General features: G+C 63.6%; 16 protein-coding genes. 8 read left to right on the forward strand and 8 right to left on the reverse strand.

Features of this window, described 5'->3' with window-relative positions:
* The first annotated feature begins 47 nt into the window (after nt 1-47).
* The 3 genes from VT84_RS28270 (at nt 48) to VT84_RS28280 (ending at nt 1,976) form a co-directional block, all read left to right on the forward strand.
* Entirely contained in the window at nt 48-800 is a 753-nt protein-coding gene (locus VT84_RS28270) for a phosphopantothenoylcysteine decarboxylase (RefSeq protein ID WP_082841852.1), read from the forward strand.
* A complete protein-coding gene (locus VT84_RS28275) occupies nt 793-1,533 on the forward strand; it encodes a flavoprotein (RefSeq protein WP_082841853.1) in 741 nt (246 codons plus the stop codon). The genes VT84_RS28270 and VT84_RS28275 overlap by 8 nt, the downstream gene beginning before the upstream one ends.
* A gap of 80 nt (nt 1,534-1,613) precedes the next feature.
* On the forward strand, nt 1,614-1,976 hold the full coding sequence (locus VT84_RS28280) for a TIGR03066 family protein (protein WP_082841854.1): 363 nt from the start codon (nt 1,614-1,616) through the stop codon (nt 1,974-1,976).
* A gap of 327 nt (nt 1,977-2,303) precedes the next feature.
* On the opposite strand, the gene VT84_RS28290 is transcribed toward VT84_RS28280, so the two are convergent.
* The 7 genes from VT84_RS28290 to VT84_RS28315 form a co-directional block, all read right to left on the reverse strand.
* Complete coding sequence (locus tag VT84_RS28290) at nt 2,304-2,783, reverse strand: hypothetical protein (RefSeq protein WP_082841855.1); 480 nt, start codon at nt 2,781-2,783, stop codon at nt 2,304-2,306.
* Between the two features lie 460 nt (nt 2,784-3,243).
* Nucleotides 3,244-3,786: a hypothetical protein gene (locus VT84_RS28295; protein ID WP_082841856.1), complete on the reverse strand. Its 543-nt coding sequence runs from the start codon at nt 3,784-3,786 to the stop codon at nt 3,244-3,246.
* A gap of 222 nt (nt 3,787-4,008) precedes the next feature.
* Nucleotides 4,009-4,800, reverse strand: coding sequence for a hypothetical protein (locus tag VT84_RS41325; RefSeq protein ID WP_239465487.1), 792 nt, complete (start codon nt 4,798-4,800; stop codon nt 4,009-4,011).
* 2 nt (nt 4,801-4,802) lie between these two features.
* Nucleotides 4,803-5,510 (reverse strand): hypothetical protein, encoded by a 708-nt coding sequence (locus tag VT84_RS38950; protein ID WP_157469897.1) that lies wholly within the window; start codon nt 5,508-5,510, stop codon nt 4,803-4,805.
* 15 nt (nt 5,511-5,525) lie between these two features.
* A complete protein-coding gene (locus VT84_RS28305) occupies nt 5,526-6,554 on the reverse strand; it encodes an LLM class flavin-dependent oxidoreductase (protein ID WP_082841857.1) in 1,029 nt (342 codons plus the stop codon).
* Between the two features lie 10 nt (nt 6,555-6,564).
* Nucleotides 6,565-7,044 carry a hypothetical protein gene (locus VT84_RS28310; RefSeq protein WP_052556124.1) on the reverse strand — a complete coding sequence of 160 codons (480 nt, stop codon included), beginning with the start codon at nt 7,042-7,044 and terminating at the stop codon, nt 6,565-6,567.
* A gap of 41 nt (nt 7,045-7,085) precedes the next feature.
* Nucleotides 7,086-8,036 (reverse strand): RimK family alpha-L-glutamate ligase, encoded by a 951-nt coding sequence (locus tag VT84_RS28315; RefSeq protein ID WP_082841858.1) that lies wholly within the window; start codon nt 8,034-8,036, stop codon nt 7,086-7,088.
* Between the two features lie 367 nt (nt 8,037-8,403).
* Between VT84_RS28315 and VT84_RS28320 the strand changes: the two genes are divergently transcribed.
* Both VT84_RS28320 and VT84_RS28325 read left to right on the forward strand, forming a co-directional pair.
* Nucleotides 8,404-8,760: a hypothetical protein gene (locus VT84_RS28320; RefSeq protein WP_157469899.1), complete on the forward strand. Its 357-nt coding sequence runs from the start codon at nt 8,404-8,406 to the stop codon at nt 8,758-8,760.
* Nucleotides 8,761-8,870: 110 nt separating this feature from the next.
* Complete coding sequence (locus VT84_RS28325) at nt 8,871-9,332, forward strand: hypothetical protein (RefSeq protein WP_052556131.1); 462 nt, start codon at nt 8,871-8,873, stop codon at nt 9,330-9,332.
* A 962-nt stretch (nt 9,333-10,294) separates the two neighbouring features.
* Here VT84_RS28325 and VT84_RS28340 read toward each other — a convergent pair.
* Entirely contained in the window at nt 10,295-10,969 is a 675-nt protein-coding gene (locus VT84_RS28340) for a protocatechuate 3,4-dioxygenase (RefSeq protein ID WP_052556140.1), read from the reverse strand.
* Here VT84_RS28340 and VT84_RS42485 point away from each other — a divergent pair.
* The 3 genes from VT84_RS42485 to VT84_RS28355 all read left to right on the forward strand — a co-directional run bounded on the left by VT84_RS42485 (nt 10,933) and on the right by VT84_RS28355 (nt 17,466).
* Complete coding sequence (locus VT84_RS42485; RefSeq protein WP_082841862.1) at nt 10,933-11,322, forward strand: helix-turn-helix domain-containing protein; 390 nt, start codon at nt 10,933-10,935, stop codon at nt 11,320-11,322. The two genes, VT84_RS28340 and VT84_RS42485, sit on opposite strands and share 37 nt — an antisense overlap.
* A 359-nt stretch (nt 11,323-11,681) precedes the next feature.
* A complete protein-coding gene (locus tag VT84_RS28350) occupies nt 11,682-14,507 on the forward strand; it encodes a sigma-70 family RNA polymerase sigma factor (protein ID WP_162271875.1) in 2,826 nt (941 codons plus the stop codon).
* A gap of 121 nt (nt 14,508-14,628) precedes the next feature.
* Nucleotides 14,629-17,466, forward strand: coding sequence for a sigma-70 family RNA polymerase sigma factor (locus VT84_RS28355; RefSeq protein WP_052556144.1), 2,838 nt, complete (start codon nt 14,629-14,631; stop codon nt 17,464-17,466).
* The last annotated feature ends 21 nt before the right edge of the window (nt 17,467-17,487 follow it).

Here is a 17,487-nt window from a genome sequence, read left to right on the forward strand (position 1 = left end):
TCCGCTAACCTGACAGTAGTCTCGCCTATCTCCGCCCGTGCCGTCCGATGAACTTCCTGATTACCGCTGGCAACACGCAGACCCCAATCGACCGGGTTCGGTGCATCACTAACACGTTCGCGGGGCGCACGGGGACGCCCATTGCTCGCACCGCGTGGGGCCGCGGACACACGGTCACGTTCGTGACCTCGAACCCGGACGCGCTGCTCGAATTCGGCCTCAACCCTCGCTCCCCCGGCGAGCGCTTCTCGGTGCTCTCGTACCAAACGTTTGATGAACTGACCTCGATTTTGCATAACCAACTTCGCGTCGCCGCGTTCGACGTGGTATGCCACTCTGCTACGGTCAGTGATTTCCTCGCCGCGGGGACGTTTACACCCAACGCGGGAACGTTCTTCAACGCTCGTACCGGCGAGTGGGAGTCGGGCACCAGAACGCCAACCCTCACCGAGCAACAAGCCGGTAAAATCCGGAGTGCGGAACCCGAACTCTGGGTGCGACTCGTGCGGGCACCGAAGCTCGTCGACCGCATCCGACACCCGTGGGGGTTTACCGGGGTACTGGTGAAGTTCGAGCTCGAGGTTGATCTGACCGAGCAGGAACTCGTGGATGCCGCGGAAGCGTCGCGCACTCAATCCGGGGCCGACGTCATCGTGGCGAACACGCTCGACGGCGCGGCACACTGGGCGTACCTCGGACCGATCGCCGGTCGGTACGAGCGGGCCACGCGGCGCGAGATCCCGGACCGTTTGGTGCTGGCACTCGAAGACCTCTATCTGAAACGGACGCGCGATGGCTAACGTACTTCTCGGAGCGACCGGCAGCGTGGCCGCGGTGCGGGTGCCGGCCCTCTTCGATTCGCTCACCGCCGCCGGGCACGCCGTGAAGGTCGTCGCAACCAACGCGGCCACGTACTTCTTCGATCCCAAAGCGATCGGGCAGAACCTCCCCCAAACTCCTCCCCTTAAACGAGATGGGCTTAAAACCAGCGATGGTTCTGCCCCCCCTTCCTTCCTAGGGAAGGGGGTTGGGGGGTTAGGTTTCGTCTTTCTCGACGAAGACGAGTGGCCCGGGCGCGACGCGGGCGAGCGCTACCAACGCGGCGACTCGGTGCTACACATTGAACTCCGCAAGTGGGCCGACATCTTCGCCGTTGCGCCACTCGACGCGAACACGCTGGCGAAACTGGCCGTCGGGCTGTGCGACAACTGTCTGACGTGCGTGTGGCGCGCGTGGGACGTCACGCGACCGGTGGTCCTCGCACCCGCGATGAACACGCTCATGTGGCAAAACCCCTTTACGCGGCGGCACCTGCGTTCGATCGCCGCTGATGCGGGGGCGGGCCACATCCCCGCTCACCTCGGCGACGAGCCGCTCATTCAGCAGATCAACGACCGCAGCCCGACGCTCCGCGTGGTGGCACCCGTCTCGAAGCAGCTCGCGTGCGGCGACGTCGGCATCGGCGCGCTGGCGGACGTCAGCGAGATCACGGGTGCGATCCAGCACATGCTCGGGCGCGCACAAGCCGCGTAACTTGACTCCCCTCGTACCATTCCCCGCCCGCGGTGACGTTCACCAGAGGCGGGTGATGAACAACGTGTGAAGGAACTCGTATGAAGACGCTCCTGGCCGCCGCGTTCGGGCTGGCTGTGTTCGCCCTCGCGGGCACCGCGCGGGCCGACGACACGGCCAAACTGCTCGGCAAATGGGAAATCACGAAGTCCACCGGCGATTCCCCGGTCGGCGCGATCGTGGAGTTCGCCAAGGAAGGCAAAATGACCGTCACCATCAACAACGACGGCAAGGACTTAAAGCTCGAAGGCACGTACAAACTCGACGGCAAAAAACTCGCGGTGAAGTTGACCCTGAACGAGCAGGAAATCAAGCACGACCTCACGGTTACCTTCAAGGGTGATGACGGCCTTGAACTCGAAGACGCGGACAAAAAGGTCGATACCCTCAAGAAGAAAAAGTAGCCTCGCCCCGCGATTTTCTGAGTGCCCGACCATCGTTGGTCGGGCACTTGTCATTTCTGGCTGTGTTTGAGTACACCGAAATCACTCATCAGCACGCCCCATCCACCGGCGTCGCTACTGATCCCTCTTGGTTCACTTCAACCGTTCTTGCACTTGCCGACGGCATTTACGAAGACCACGCTTTTGATCGCGTGCCCATTTTGGCCGACGCACTTCAGGACGCCGGGTGCTTGCAGGAAGACATCCGGCCCCACTGTCCCCAACCGGGTGAACACGTCCGGGGCTGTTGGGTCGTTGACTTGATCTTGGGGAAGAGTTGAGCCGCGCTCACTCCGGTTGCTTCTTCCGCTCGTGGATGCGCTCGAGCAGGTTGTCCCAGGTGACCGCGGAGCGCGGGGCCGGGGTGCGCGTGCTCGCGGAGAGCGGGTTCGGCTTCGCGTGCGGGGTGAAGATGCGCTCCTCGCCCATGCGGTCCCACATCATGCGCGCGAAGGGCGTCGGTTCGATCGGCTCGTCCAGGTGCCAGCGCCCGGTTTTGGTGGGGCGGACGAACTTTCCTGCTCTAAGCCGGCGCAGGGTGCGGTGCGATTCGCCCTCGCGTGAAAACTGCGGGAACACCGCCCGCACCGTCAGCGCCACACCCGTGTGGTTCATGATGACGCGCAGCACGTCCCGCTCCTCCTTGCGAAGCAGTTTCGCGAGGGCGCGCATCTCGGACAGGAGCCACCCGAAGTTGGCCTTGAGATCCCGGGCCGTGCAGCGAATCATCACGCTATCGACATCAATGTCCACTTGCGACGCTTTCATCCGGTTCTCCGTGCCGGTGCCCGCTCGTGCGAATGCGCCGGGCGGGCGAATACGAATTCGTGTGATGGGCGTAGTGGCGATGGGCGTTGAGTGTGCCACACACCTTAGTTGAGGATTTGACGTGAAGCAAATCGGTGCGCTGTGTGAACGCGCGGATTGAGGGCACGGATGCGATCGCGCATGAATTCGACACCGGCTTCGTGCCGGAGTAGAGATGTGTTTTGGCGAACCCCACTCACAAGGGCGGTGGGTAGCGTCACAAGGACACCCGGGGTTGAAACCCCGGGCTATTCCCGGTGACGCCGTTGGCGTCCGAAACACAATGCCTTTTGGACCCCGAATGGGGTCACCGGAAATAGCCCGGGGTTTCAACCCCGGGATTTCTGGGAACATCCCCCGAACCGAACCCCACCCACCGCCCTGGCGGGCGGGGTTCACCGGCTTCGTCCAGTGAGCGAACTCACCCCTTGGTGTCTTCGTCGTTCAGGAAGTCCAGCACGTCGCCCTCGTCCCACTGCGCGCCCGCGCGCTTGCCCCTTCTGGCGGGCGCCGGTTCCGGTTCCTGCTCCTCGGCCGGGTCGTCCGCACCGGGGAGTGCGAGGTCGACGTCGTCCTCGTCCAGCGCGGGCGGGTCGCCGAACACGCCCGCTTCACCGAGCCGGTCCCACACGACGCGCGCGAACGGGCGGATCTCGATGTGCTCGTGCGGGCCCCAACAGTCCCGGCCCGCGGGTCGGATGAATTGCGCGGTGCGCAACTTGCGGAGCGTCGTGTGCGCTTCGGAACCCCGTGCGAAATCCGGGAACACCTCGGCCACCGCGAGCGCCCCGCTGTCGTGCGCCATGATCTGCCGGAGCACGTCCCGTTCGTCCGGGCGGATGAACGGGGCCGCGGACCGCATTTCGCGGAGCAGGCCCGCGAGCACGGTCGCGATCTCGTCGGTCGAGCAGCTCATCGTGACCGAGCCCAGGTCGAGGTCGATTTCGGATTGGGTCAGATTCATCCGGTCCTCCCAGTGTCGCTGGACCCGCGGAACGCACGACCGAACGCGGTCGCGCTCGCGAGTTGGTGAATGGAGTGGCGACGGGGGCGAGTGCGGGGCGATAGATGGGCGGAGCGACGGGCAACGTAACGATGGGCGAGTTAATATTAGTCTAACCAAAAGGCGGGGCCGACGCAAGTAGTTCCCCGAACCGAAATTGCACGCGGCCGGTCAACCGCCGGTTCATTCCTTACCGAGCACCAGATCGAGCGCCCAGCACCCGAGGACGTGTGAAACTGGGGGCGGGTCGGACGCACTGTCGGCGTGCTCCCGGGGCACGAGGGCCGGGTCACGCAGGTGGCCCAGCAGGTCGTCGTTGTTGCACCCCGCGTCCTGGAGGGCGTCCGCGAGGATCGGCATCCGGTCGAACGCGCGGTCGGTATAAATGCCGTCCGCGAGGAGCATTACGTCCGACGTGCGCCACACGGGGTTGAACACGATCGGGCGGAACGGGTTCCCAAAGATTTCGCGCACGAGTGCGGCCTGGGCCGCTGCTTCGTCTGCCTTGTATTCGTGCCCCTCATCGTCGAGGGCGTGAATGCTCTTAATCATCTCGTGGAGGTAGGCTTGGGCCGCGTAGTTGGCGGCGCTGGTCGCGAACGAGTCGGGCGGCTGGTCCGGGCGCGGGATCTTTGCGGCTTCGACGCACGCGCTCGCGTGGACGTGAGCGATGTACGGTTCCAGCCCGTTGTGCTGGCGGTAATCGGTGTAGAGATCGCCGACCGTTGTTGCGGCTTCTTTGCGGGCGGCTTCCAGTTTCTTGTCGGTAGTCAGTCCGTCGGCGTACAACTCCGCGACTTCGACGGCGGTCGCCGCGTGGGTGTCTTCCACCCAGTGCCAGTGCCGCCGACAGCACGCGCACGCGAACAGCCGGCGCTTCCGGTTCCCGGTCCGGCTGTCGAGCAGCGCGAGCAACTGCCGGGGACTGGTCCCGCGAACCCAATCGGCTTCGGTCATCGTCTTTCGCGCGGCCACGGTCACTCCTTGCCGAGTATCAAGTCGAGCGCCCAGCGCCCGCGCACGTGTGTTGCGTTCGGATCGCGCAGGTGATTGAGGAGTTCGTCGCTGTCGCACCACGCTTCTTGGAGCGCGTCCGCGAGAACCGGCCGCCCGCTAAAATCTCCGGTTTCATCGAGGTTCTTTGCGAGAAGCATCACATCTGGTGTGAGCCAGTCCGCGAACAGAGGGATGTATGTGTCTTCTGGGTATCCTCTACTCTCCCATTCCATGCCGGGAGCTAGGTGTTCGAGCCATTGCGAGTCGGTGACGCCGATGTGGAATGTTGCTTGGGACGCTCTGCTCTCCACCGGAGTGCGGTGCCATCCTCGCTCACTGACAAAATAATCATCGACCGTAGTCGCGACGCAGCGGTCGACGATCCCCACACAAGAGACAAATCGCCCGGCGTTTCTCCAGTTCCATTCTCCGTCTTCGTAAGCGTAGCGACCTGCAAGAGCCTGGCCGAGCGGAGAACTCTGGGCGAAGTCTGGGGCCAATTCCGTCAGGATGTCTGTTTCGTCCGTAGGGCAGCGAACCGATGTCCTCCCATCGACCGTGTCCCAGAGGAAATGGAGAACTAACGTGGGGGAAGGGCAAAGACCGGCTTCGTCGTAGAGTTCCGTGACACGACAAGTTAAATACTTGTCGCGAATTGATAGAACTTGCAAACGATATAAGTCGGGCATCACCGCCCCCTCCACTCACCGGCTCGGTCGAATTACCTCCTCCGCGAACCGCTCCATTTCCTCCAATTGCGGGCTGCATTGCAAGAGCAGTAGGTTCACGCCCGCGGACTCGAACGCCTTCACGCGGTCGAGGACTTGCTGCGGGGTGCCGATGAGCCCGCTGCGGAGCCCGCGGTTGGACACGGAGTAGTCTTCGAGCGACACGCGCTGTTCGAGCTGCGTGCCCGCGAGCCACTGCTGGTAGTTGTGGTACCCCGCGGCCGATTGCTTCACGTCCGTGATGCGGTTCAGCTCGTTCTTCGCTTCGGCTTCGGTGCCCCGCACGATGCTGTACCCGGCCACGCCATAAATCATCGGCCCCAGGCCGAAACCCTCGCGGCGCCGGCGCATGTCCGCGATCTTCTCGGCGATGCGCTCGGGCGGGTCGCCGTGCATCACGTAGGCGTCGCAGGTTTTTGCGATCAGGTTCTTCGCGGTTTCCGATTCACCCCCGGCGTAAATCACCGGGCGCGGCTTGCTCGCGGGCTTCGGCTGGAGCACGTTGTCCTGCACGCGGTAATACTTCCCCTCGAAGCTGAAGTGGTCCTGCTTCCACACGCCGTCGAGCACGGAGAGCCACTCGGCGGTCCGGGCGTAGCGGTCGTCGTGCTGCTCGAAGTGGACGCCGTACTTGGTGGCCTCGTCCTTCCACCAACTCGAAACGACGTTCAGCGACAAGCGCCCGCCCCCGCCGATGTGGTCGATGTTCGCGGCCTGTTTCGCCAGGAGCGCGGGGCTGTGGAACGTGGGGCGCACCGCGACCATCAGTTCCAGCTTGGACGTGACCGCGGTGAGCGCCGCGGCCGTGCTCCACGCATCGAGGGACGGGACCTCTTCCCCCTTGATGTCGTTGAGGTTCAGTTCCGCGACGAGCGAGAGATCGAACCCGATCTGCTCGCTGCGGATCGCGAGCCGCTTGCTGTACTCCCACGTGGGCGCCATGTTCTCGTCGTCGACGTTGCGCAGCCACCCACCGAACACGGGCATCCAGTAACCGTAGCGCATGTGACAGTCCTTACTTTGGTTCCGTCTGGTTCCCGTATCGGTCCCGGGCGTGGTAGTAGTCATAAGGCGGGTCATCGTCCGTCAGTATCGCGGCCAGTTCATCCAGTGAGGCGGCGAACGGGAAAAACACTTCGCGCACGCTGGCTACGTGCCACATCGTCTCGTGGCAGATGTACCCCGCAGCGCCCAAATGTTCGCGAACGTCGATGGCGACGGGATCACCGTTCGGGCACCCGCCGACAATCAAAAGCCCGTCACGAATTGCGATTGGTACGAAGTCTTTGTCGTTTGCTCCCAGTATCCCCTTTTCGGAATAGAAATTGAGCGCTCTGACCCCGCCCGCTTTTCCGAGGACGTAGCGGCTCACAACAGCGACGGCCTGTTCGGACAGGCCGTGGGAGCGGAGCCAATCGAGGAATACTGAACTGGGCTTACCCGGTTTGCCGCCGTATGTGCGATTGAGGTCCAGGAAGCGGGTGTCATTGTGCATGCTGTGTCCGAATCGGCTGGGTGGGCACATGCTGGGGGCATTTACTTCGCCCGCGCCACCAGATAATCGACGAGCCGGGCGAACGGGTCAAATCCGACCACGTTGACCGCGTCGGCCACGAAGTTGGAGAGCGCGTTGACATCGTAATAGACGATTTTGCCGTCGCGATCATCAACCATGTACTCGATCCCGCCGACGTCGATCCCGGCCGTCTGCATGATCTTCTCGCACGCCGCGATCACCTCGGGCGGCGGCGTGTAGCCCTCTACCTTCAGCCCGGTTTTCGGCGCGTCAATGGGGCACGCGGCGCGGACCAGTTCGACGCCGTCCGCGCGCTGGCAGATGTCCGCGGGGCACAGGTTGAACGATTCGCCCGTGGTGTAAACCTTGATCGCGTAGAGGAACTTCCCGCCGAGCGTTTCGACGCGGGTGATGTGCCCGCCGCGTGCTGGCACGAACTCTTGCACGAGCGCGGTGTGGTCCACGCCGAAATCGAGCTGGTTCGCTTCGACCGCCGCCGCGAGAACGTCGCGCGACGCGAACTTCACGATCCCCGCACCGCTCCCGCCGATGTTAGCCTTCACCACCACCGGGAAGCGCAAGCCCTCGCTCGCCTCCACCGCCTTCGACGGGTGGTTGATGACGCGCGAGTGCGGGTACGGCAGCCCGAGCGATTCGAGCAGCGTGAGCTGCCGGGCCTTGGAAATCTCGGTGGAGAACCCGTTCAGCCCGTTCACGACCGGCACCCCGAGGCGCTCCAGGTGGGCCATGAACCCGACCGTGAAGAACATCCCCTGTACCCCGCCGCGCAGGTACGCGGACGGGCTCATGCGGTTGAACACGAGCGCGTAGGGCGACGAGTGCTCGCCCGGGTCGTAGACGTGTGCCCGCGGGTCGAGGCGAACGAAGGTGATGTCCCGGCGCTCCAGTTCCGTGAACAGCGGCCGGAACCAGTCGGGGTGTTCGTGGTAAATGGCGAACGGCTTCCGCATGTCGGACCCTCAAGGGATGCCAACGATTGTAGCCGCGACAGTCCCTCGCGTCACGCGGGTGTAATTTTCAATGTGGATAAAAATCCACTTATATTATTGTAGGCACTGAATCGATCGCGTAAAATGCGGGATATCTGTTCCTGGGTACACGGTCGGCGCGAGTCGGCTGGTGAAGTAACGTCCGCACCGTGCGGGTGGCGGTTTCAGAACGGGGGACACGCGCCGGCACGGTGTAGGTTCACCAGTCGGCTCGCGTCGACCGTGCGCCGGAGCGACCGCATTCCAAGAGATTGGCGAGCGACCGGTGTGAGCCGATCAGTGCGCTAAACAGTTTCCGCCAAGTGCGAAAGTGGTGGAGGTGAAAACGATGTATGGCGTCCCCAGTGAGGTAGACCTGAACTTTCTTCACGGCTCCGAGTTGATTCAGGTTCGCTTGGGCGTGCATCAGGTGCAGTTCATCTTTCACCCGGTCGGGGCTATCAATGTGGATGGCAAATGGGAGCTTTTGGGGGCGGACGGTTCGGTATTGGACCGGAGCGAGCCTGCCCCCCGAACCCGGGCTTTTCAGCTCCATCGACTGCTGGGACTGCGCGTCACGCAAACACAAGTTGCCCCGCCAACTTCCATCGCCGTGCGATTCGAGAGCGGAGATACACTGCGGGTGTTCGGTAGCTCGAAGGAGTACGAGTCGTTCACCATCCAGCCAGGTGACATCGTGGTCTGAACCGGTTCAATCGCTTGAGAGCGCTGTTGCAGCACTGTGAGCAGGGCGTCGGTATCATTTCTTCATTGAGCAGGAGCCGTTAGGAACCATCGCACACGGGAGGACGGGTCGTGCCAGGTGGAACATACTTGTACCGGTGTGACCACTGCCCACTCATCCTCGAAGTCGGCGGGGGAACCGCCTGGAGAGAGGACGGGACCGTCATTCAGGAGGACGTTTGGGTCGCGTGCGGGACGTGCGGCACCATGCACCGACTGACCGCGCGCGACGGTACCTGCCAGGTGACCGCCTTCCCGGGTCCGGTTCGAGGGATGCGGACCGTGACTATTCTCGACGCATGGGGCGACCCGGCCGAGACCTCTGAGTTCGCTGTGGAGGGGGAATTGCGTCAGGCCGGGGAGCATGCCGGTGGTATCGCGAACCTCGGCCAGCTCCCGTGCGACCACTGCGGACAGATCGGGCGGATGGTGACGGTAGCAGATTTGCGGGCTCCCGATGGCCGGTACCGCGAAGTGGATTGTCCGGTGTGTGCCCACCCGCTGGACGGGTTCGGCCTCACGGACTGGATATGACCGCCTGAGTGGTGCCGATTCTTCATTCGGCGCGAGGTATTCAGGGGCAACGAGTGGGCGGCTTTCCGAAAACGTGAGCAAATGTTAGCATGGAACGCTTTGGTATTGGAATTTCCAGGCGTTTATCGCGAAGCACGGCCACAAAAGGCGGCAAAAACGGAGGCGAATGTTAGCCGCGAGGGGCAAAAAACGTCGAGATTGTAGCAACTCACCGCCAGGAAACGGGCCTTACGCGGCGCGAACGTGTGAAGCTCCCACACCGCACCGAGCGCGCCGAAGAACCGTTCGCGCGAGTGGACCGCGGGGACTTGTGCCGCCCGCGTGCCCAGGGCCTTCCGCCAACCGGGGGCCGCGAGCAGTTCGCAAATCACTGCGGCCGTGCCACTCGAGTCGGTTCGCATGTCGATCGAGATGGCCGCGGCGCGGCGAGCAACTCGTCGTACCAGTCGAGCAGGCTGGTGACGGTGCGCGGGCCGAGTTGCACCGCGCGGCGGGGCGTCGAAAACGATCAATCATAAAGGCAATATTCAGAATGAATAACTGACGTGTGCAACGAAAGCGGGTGTGTTGCAGGAGTTCGCCATCGCGTACAACTTGGCCCGCGTGGTGATGTGCGAGCCCGGGCACCGTCAGGGCGTGAGCCCGGAGCGGATCAGCTTCGCGGGCGCACTGCGGTGGCTCTCGTCCGCGCCGCCCGGCACCCCGTTACCCAGATTAGTCATCAACCCCGTGCGACCCGAGCAATGGTGTCAGAGGCGTCGAGCGAAGAAGTATCCCTACACATCTGCCCCAGAGCCGAATTCCGCAGACGCATACGGGGCCAACAACGTACACCTTCACTGAATGGCATTCCGGGAGAATCGCTAAATCTCACGGATCCCATGAACAATGCAACTTCACTTCCCACGCGACTGAAATTCGTTGTGCGCGGCCGGCTCCAGAAATACCGAAACGAGTACGTGTCACTCGGCGGGTGTGACGCCCAGGATGATGACGAAGTTCGCGGCCAGTTCGCCGGTCTTCGACCCCTTCACTTTCTCGAAGTCCACCGTGATCGCGTCGCGCTGCTTCTCGTTGCGCACGCTCTTCCAGATGCCGTCCTTCTCGTTACCCGGATCACCCTTCACATACAGTTGTGTGGTCAGCAGTTCCTTTTTCCCCTGTTTGATCTTGAAGTGAATGTGCGGCGTGCGTCCGGGGTACGGAACTGGTTTGATGGTGCGGAAGTAGTACTCACCCGTCTTGCCCGTCACGAACCGCCCGAAGCCCTGGAAGTTCTTGTCCTGCTGGTCCTTTTTCTCCGCGCTGTCGCCGGTGTGCAGGTACACCCCTTTGGCGTCGCACTGCCAGATCTCCACTACCGCGTTCTTCAGCGGGTTCCCTCGCGCATCGAGCACCTTGCCGGTCAGGTGCGCGATGTCGCCGACCGCCGGCGTAATCCCGTCGTTTATGATGAGGAGGTCGTTGTCGGTGTCGAGTGGTAATTTGTTCGGGTAAAATGGCCCCTCGGTTTGGGCGGGGGTGCGGGTCAGTTCCTCGGCAAACGCGCCGCGCACGGTCCAGAACGGAGTGGTCGCCGCGATCGTGGCGGACGCAAGAAATGATCGACGGTTCGGCGGGAACAACGGACTACTCATCGGGAACCCCCCTTACGAATATAGAAACACGGGGCAGTTTAACGCCGCCGCTGGAGAAAATACAGCGGGCATTCAAAAGGGCGTTACAGAAGCCCCGCACTCCGTTACTTCGTGCGGTGACCCGGGACCGCCTGGAGATAGCCCTGATGTCGGCAGCCGGGTGGTCGGCTCCCAAGATCGCCGGTCACTTGGGCCGTCACCCGCGCACGGTCCGGGCGGCCCCTCAAGGGGTTCGCCACACGGGGCACCGAGGCGCTCCACCCCGACACACCCGATCCCACCCCGGACCACGACCGATAAATTGTCCGAATTGCTCGGCCAAGAGCGAACCCCGGCACCGGGCGAACAAGTAACGGGGGCACGGGAACGTCGCCAACGACCGCCCACCCGTAGTCGGGGTGGTGAGTCGGTGCACCGGAGCAGTGGCTCCGGAGGTCGAACGAACGGCCCCGGAGACCTTAACCGCGTTCGTGACGGCACACGCCAACTCTGGAGCGACCGTTTACACGGATGAGTGGCGCGGGCACACAACAAGGTCGGCGTGGCCGGCGTGGTCCGCACTCTGCTTGGGCTGCCACGGCCCACCTCGACGCCTCGTGAGCCAAAATTTCTACCGAGCAACGACCAGTAGCCCGCCCTAAAAAAAGTTCGCGTGCCGCGGGAGCGTCAAACGGGAATATGTGTCAATAACGCTCCCGACGGAGGACGAACGGTGCCTACCCACACGCTCACTCAGATCGCGTCCCGGCTCCGGAAACAACCGGATTCGACGGGAACCGACGCGACCGACCGCGACCTGCTCGAACGCTTCCTCGACGCGCACGACGAGGAAGCGTTCGAGGCGCTCGTTCGCCGGCACGACCGGCTCGTGCGCTCGGCCATCACGAAAGTGCTCCCGGACGCACACGACGCGGACGATGCGTTCCAGGCCACGTTCCTCGTGCTCGTGCGGCGCGCGAAGGCCATCGACTGGCGCGCCGGGTTGGGTCCGTGGCTGTACGGCGTCGCGCACCGCGTCGCGGTTAAGGCGCGCGACGCGGGGCACGCCCGCACCCGCAAAGAAAAGGACGCGAAGGCACGCGCCCCGGGAGCCGCGCCGGACCTCTCGTGGCGCGAAGCGTGCGTGCTGCTCCACGCCGAACTCGACAAGCTCCCGGACCGCTACCGGCTTCCCCTGTTGCTCTGCTACTTGGAAGACAAAACGCGCGACGAAGCAGCGGCGGCCCTCAAGGTCACGATCGGCACGGTGAAGGGACGATTGGAGCGCGGGCGCGAGATGCTCCGCACGCGGCTCGCCCGCCGCGGGGTCGCGCTCTCGGTCGGACTACTGGCCGCAGCCGCCGGTGCCCCCGCGGGTGCGAGTACCCCTTCCGCGGTGGCGGCGGTACTGGACGCCGTGCGCGGGTCAGCGCGCCCTCGGGCACTCGGGCTCGCGCGGGAGGTAACCGCTTCTTCGCTCTTGTCGAAACTGACGAACACAATCGCGGGCGTAATCGGCCTGGTTGCGGTGGTGTGCGTTCTGGCCGCGAGCAGTGCGAAATCACCTGAACTCGACGAGAAAGACAAGGCCCCACAACCGGCTCCGGCCGCGAAACCCGATGCGAAACCGGTTCCTGCGGACGTGAAAGGCAACGAGCCGCAGCCGATGGTCGTAACCGTGACTGTCAAAAAGCCGGACGGCAAACCCGCGACCGGCGCGAGCGTGAGCGTCTGGGCCGAAAGAAAGCAGCAAGCTACGGGAACGACGGACGCAAACGGGCGAGCCGAGCTAACGGTCCCGCAGTCCTTTGAGAAGGTCGTCGCGGTTGCATTCGCGCCGGGATTCGCACCGGATTGGGCCGAGTTGTCGTCTAAAACATCGCCCTCGGGCGCTATGCGGAGTGAACTCACGCTCCAGGAAGACGCGGTGGCCCTGGAGGGGCGCGTGACCGACCTGGAAGGGCTCCCCGTTGCGAACCTCCCGGTCGCGATCGAGCGCATTGGCCGCCCGAAGCCGGACAAAACGCTCGACGATTTCGTCCGGGTGAACCAGGAACAGCGCTCACGAGGGCTCACGTCGCTGTTCGATCTGGACTCGATCCCGGCCGAAGCCGTCGGGCTGCCGAAGCAGGTCGTGACGGATAAGAGCGGGAAATTCAAGATCACCGGTATCGGGAAGGACCGCGCGGCGCGGATCACCACGCGCGGCGAAACGACCGAACACCTCCAGGTGCGCGTCGTCACACGGACCCTCGAACCGAAACTCGAACAGCACGGGCCGTTCGGCCTGCACGGGTCGAAGTTCACGTTGCGCATCGGTCCGGCGCGCCCGATCGTGGGGACGATCCGCGACGCGAAGACCGGCGCCGGTGTGCCCGGTATGAAGGTCGCCGAACTGATCGCGAACATCTGCGAGACCGCGACCGACAAGGACGGCCGGTTCCGGCTCGTGGGTGTGAGAAAGGAGATCCGGTACATGCTCGGCACCGGGTCGCTGGGCGCGGCCCCGTACTTCGACACGAATCTGGTGATCGAAGACCCACCGGGGCTGGGTGACATCTCCGCGGACATGAAAGTCCAGCGCGGAGTGGTCGCGATCGGGCGCGTGCTCGACGCGGCCGGTAAACCAGTCAAAGGGTCGATGTTCTACTCCTGGGCGCACGACAACCCGCACGCTAAGGAGTACCTGGAACTCACTGACACACGAATCAGCGTCAGTATCAGTGGCTGGCACCAACTGAACCACGACGGCCGGTACAAGTTACTCGTCCTCCCCGGCGAAGGTGCGATCGGCGTGTGCGCCAGCCCCGAAGACGCCTTCCAGCGCCTCAACGCCCAGGTCGAGCTGGCCAAGCACAAAGTCGATTCGTTCCCGGGCGACGCGCTGCACGCGGTGGTCGCGGTGAACATCGATCCGAAAGAACCGAAGACGCTGACGCGCGATTTCGCACTGACGTCCGGCAAATCGCGCCCGCTCGTGGTTCAGGGAATCGACGGGAAATTGCCCAACAAGCTGCTCGCGGTCGGACACACGGAGAGCGCTGAAGCGAAGCGGGTGACGGGGGACACGTTCAAGATCGCCGGTCTCTCACCGTCGCGCACGCGAGCCGTGGTCTTTCTCGATGAAGCGCAGACGGTCGGCGCGGTCGCGACCGTGTCCGGTGACGCCGAAACGCCTGTCACTGTCGCGCTGGAGAAACTCGGTTCGGTCTCCGGGCGCGTGTTCGACGCGGACGGGGCGCCTGGGGCCGGGGCCGATGTCCGCGTATGGCTCGTTCTCGCCCGCGCGAAGTACGACAACTTGCCCGACGAAGTGTTCGCGGACCGCGGCGCGCTCGGAATCGATGCCGGCGCGTGGCAGCGGTTCACGGGGCGCGAGACCAAGACCGACAAGAACGGTCGGTTCAAGCTCGAGGGGCTCCTGCCCGGCCAGCAGTACCGACTCGTCGCCGGGTTCCACCCGGAAAAGAAGGACGGCGAACTCCTCCACGAGCGGGCCAACTTGACCGTGAAGCCCGGCGAAACGACCGATCTGGGTGATCTGAAACCCAAGAAGTGAATCGTCCTCCCACTTCCGCGTGCCGGCTATACGACCCGGCGCACGGAACTCACTTGCGTGAAGACAAAATTTGGTCGGCGCACATGACCTTCACGAAGAAACCGTGAGTGGGAGGTCCATCATGTCCGGTAACCGGTCCGTTGCACTGCGAAAAGTGGTCCGGTCGGTCGCGCCACAGAGCCAGTCTGCGACCGATCGCGAATTACTACAGTGGTTCGCTCGTAACAACGATCAGTCGGCGTTCGAGGCACTCGTGAACCGACACACAGGAATGGTGCTCGGGGTGTGCCGGCGCGCTTTACCCACATTGCAAGACGCGGAAGATGCGTGCCAGGCCACGTTCCTGGTTCTGGCGGGTCAAGCGGGTCGAGGGAAGTGGGACGAATCGATCGCGAACTGGCTTTACACGACCGCGCGCCGGGTCGCGAGTAACGCCCGGGTCGCCACCGCCCGCCGATCGAAGCGGGAGGTCGGCGCCGCGGTGCCCGAGTCCGTTGAATCGGTCGATCGTTTGACCGGCCGCGAACTACTCGCGGCGCTCGATACCGCCCTTGATGCGCTCCCGGCCCGGTACCGCGAACCGCTCGTACTGTGCTACCTCGAAGGCCTAACGCGCGACGAAGCGGCCGCGCGCCTCGGGGTTCCGTTGGCCACACTTCACACGCGCATCGATCGCGCGCGGAAGCGGCTACACGAGTCACTAACAAAGAGCGGCTGCGCGCTCGGCGCGGGGCTCCTGGCGCTCGCGGTTACCTCACCGGCGGGGGCCGTTCCGCCCCATCTGGTGAGTTCCATTCTTACCAGCGCGTTCGGTTCTCCCCCAATCGTCGTGGGGGAACTGGCAAAGGCGGCGACCGGGAGCGGTCTCGGCAAAACGGTATTGGCCCTCGCGGTCATCGGCTTTGCCGCGATTGGTGTGGGCCTGGGAGCACTCAGTTCCACACACGCGGCAAGCCACTCACCGGAACCGGTGCCGCCCGTGACAGAAAAGCCGGACGCCCTCCCCACTCCTATTAGTGCGAAGCTCAAAACCGATCGGGTCGAGGTCAAGGGAGTGGTACTCGGACCGGACGACAAGCCCGTGCCGGGTGCCAAGTTGTTCCTTCAAGCCCCGAACGAGATGGTACCAGCACCGCAAGCGGCCACGAACGCGGACGGCACGTTTGCGTTCCCGCTCGACGAGAACAGGTACACGGTCCTCGCAACTGCCCCCGGGCACGGGATCGCTTGGGAGTCGGTGCTTGTTCGCCCGGTACCCGCTCTTACGCTCCGACTGATGCCCGACGAACCGATTCGCGGTAAGGTGGTGAACCTGGAGGGCAAGCCGGTCGCCGGGGTCCGCGTGTCCGTCACCGTGGCCACCAAGCCAAGGGAAGACAAAACGCTCGATCGCTGGCTCGAATCCACACACAACCCGAAGAATGAACAGTTCGCCCCGATCGAAAATCTGGGAGATTACACCAGCGCTTTCGCCGGGCTCATTGCCCCGGCCACATCCGATCGTGACGGGAAGTTCGAGATCCGGGGACTGGGCCGTGACCGTATCGCGCACCTGCGAGTCACGGGGCCGGCCATCGCGACGCACGAAATCAACGTTGTTACGCGGAAGGTCGAGCGGTTCACGACTCGGGGGCCGAGTTACAACGAGGGCGAGGTGATTCACGGGTCCGAACCCGTCGTGGTGGCCGCGCCGGTACCGGTCACGACCGGCCGGGTTCTCGACAATGCGACCGGCAAACCGGTTCCCGGAGCGGTACTGTGGGTCGATCACCTGGTGCAACGTAACTCGGTCATCATGGGGCTGAAAGCGGTCGCGGACCGAGCCGGGCGATTCACACTACCGGGCCTCCCTCAGGGTAAACAAGGGCTCAGCGTTATTGTCGTACCGCCGACCGGTACGCCGTACCACCGCGTTCTTGTCACCGTACCGGACGGGGCGGCGCGATCCGCGTTCGACATTAGGCTCGCTCGCGGCATCCCGGCAACCGTAAAAATCATCGACAAAGTGACCCGTGAACCGATCAAGGCGAGTATCCGCTACGGTGTTTTTGGGGGAGAGAACCCGAACGTTAGTGCGGTGTCGAACGTCAACGCCGGGTCGAATGTCTGGTTAACTGACTCGTGGTCCGACGTCCCGCACGTCGGATCGTGCGAATCCGAGTTCCGCGTGGTCGTGTTTCCCGGGAAGGGATTACTGGCAGCTCGGGTCAATTGGCTACAGAGCGGAGAATACCTGAATGGCATCGGCGTAGAAGCGTTCGAGAAATACCGCCACAAGGACCAACTGATTGGACTCGTCTATTGGTCCAACATGCACCTGCACGAGTGGAACACGCTCACCGCGATCGACGTACCCGCGGGTGCCAAGGAGTTTCACTTCACGCTCGAACTGGATCGCGGGATGATCGTCACAGGGCGCCTGCTTGATGCCGACGAGAAACTCGTTACGGGAGCCGAGAGCTTCGGCCTTCGGAACCTCACTTCACGCGGTGGAAGTTGGTCTGCCGCGGCCGAAGCAACGTTCACAGTAACGGCCCTGCGCCCCGGACAGAGGCGACGAGTGATGTTCGTTCACACCGAACGGAAACTTGCTGGGTCCGCGGTGGCGGTCGGCGGAACGAAAGAACCACTCGAGGTGCGATTGGAGCCGTGGGGAGAAGTGACCGGGCGGCTCGTTGGTGCGAACGGGAAGCCCGTAGCGGGCCGGATGAACATGTCCTACGAGGTGACGGAACAGACCGACATCAAGCTCGGCTCGTCGCCGCTCTGTCATCCTGGCGGGCACGGCATTTCAACAGGCCCGGACGGACGGTTTCGCATCCCCAGTCTGATTCCCGGGCTGGCATACAGGTGGGTCGCGAGCGGCCCCAAAAACGAACGCGCGATCGTACCAGACGTGATCCCTAAAGCCGGCACAACGGACCTCGGGGACATTGTGGTACGCGACGAACGGCCGTAATGCCTGGTTACAAAAGAGAGG

Source organism: Gemmata sp. SH-PL17 (assembly GCF_001610855.1).
Lineage (GTDB): Bacteria > Planctomycetota > Planctomycetia > Gemmatales > Gemmataceae > Gemmata > Gemmata massiliana.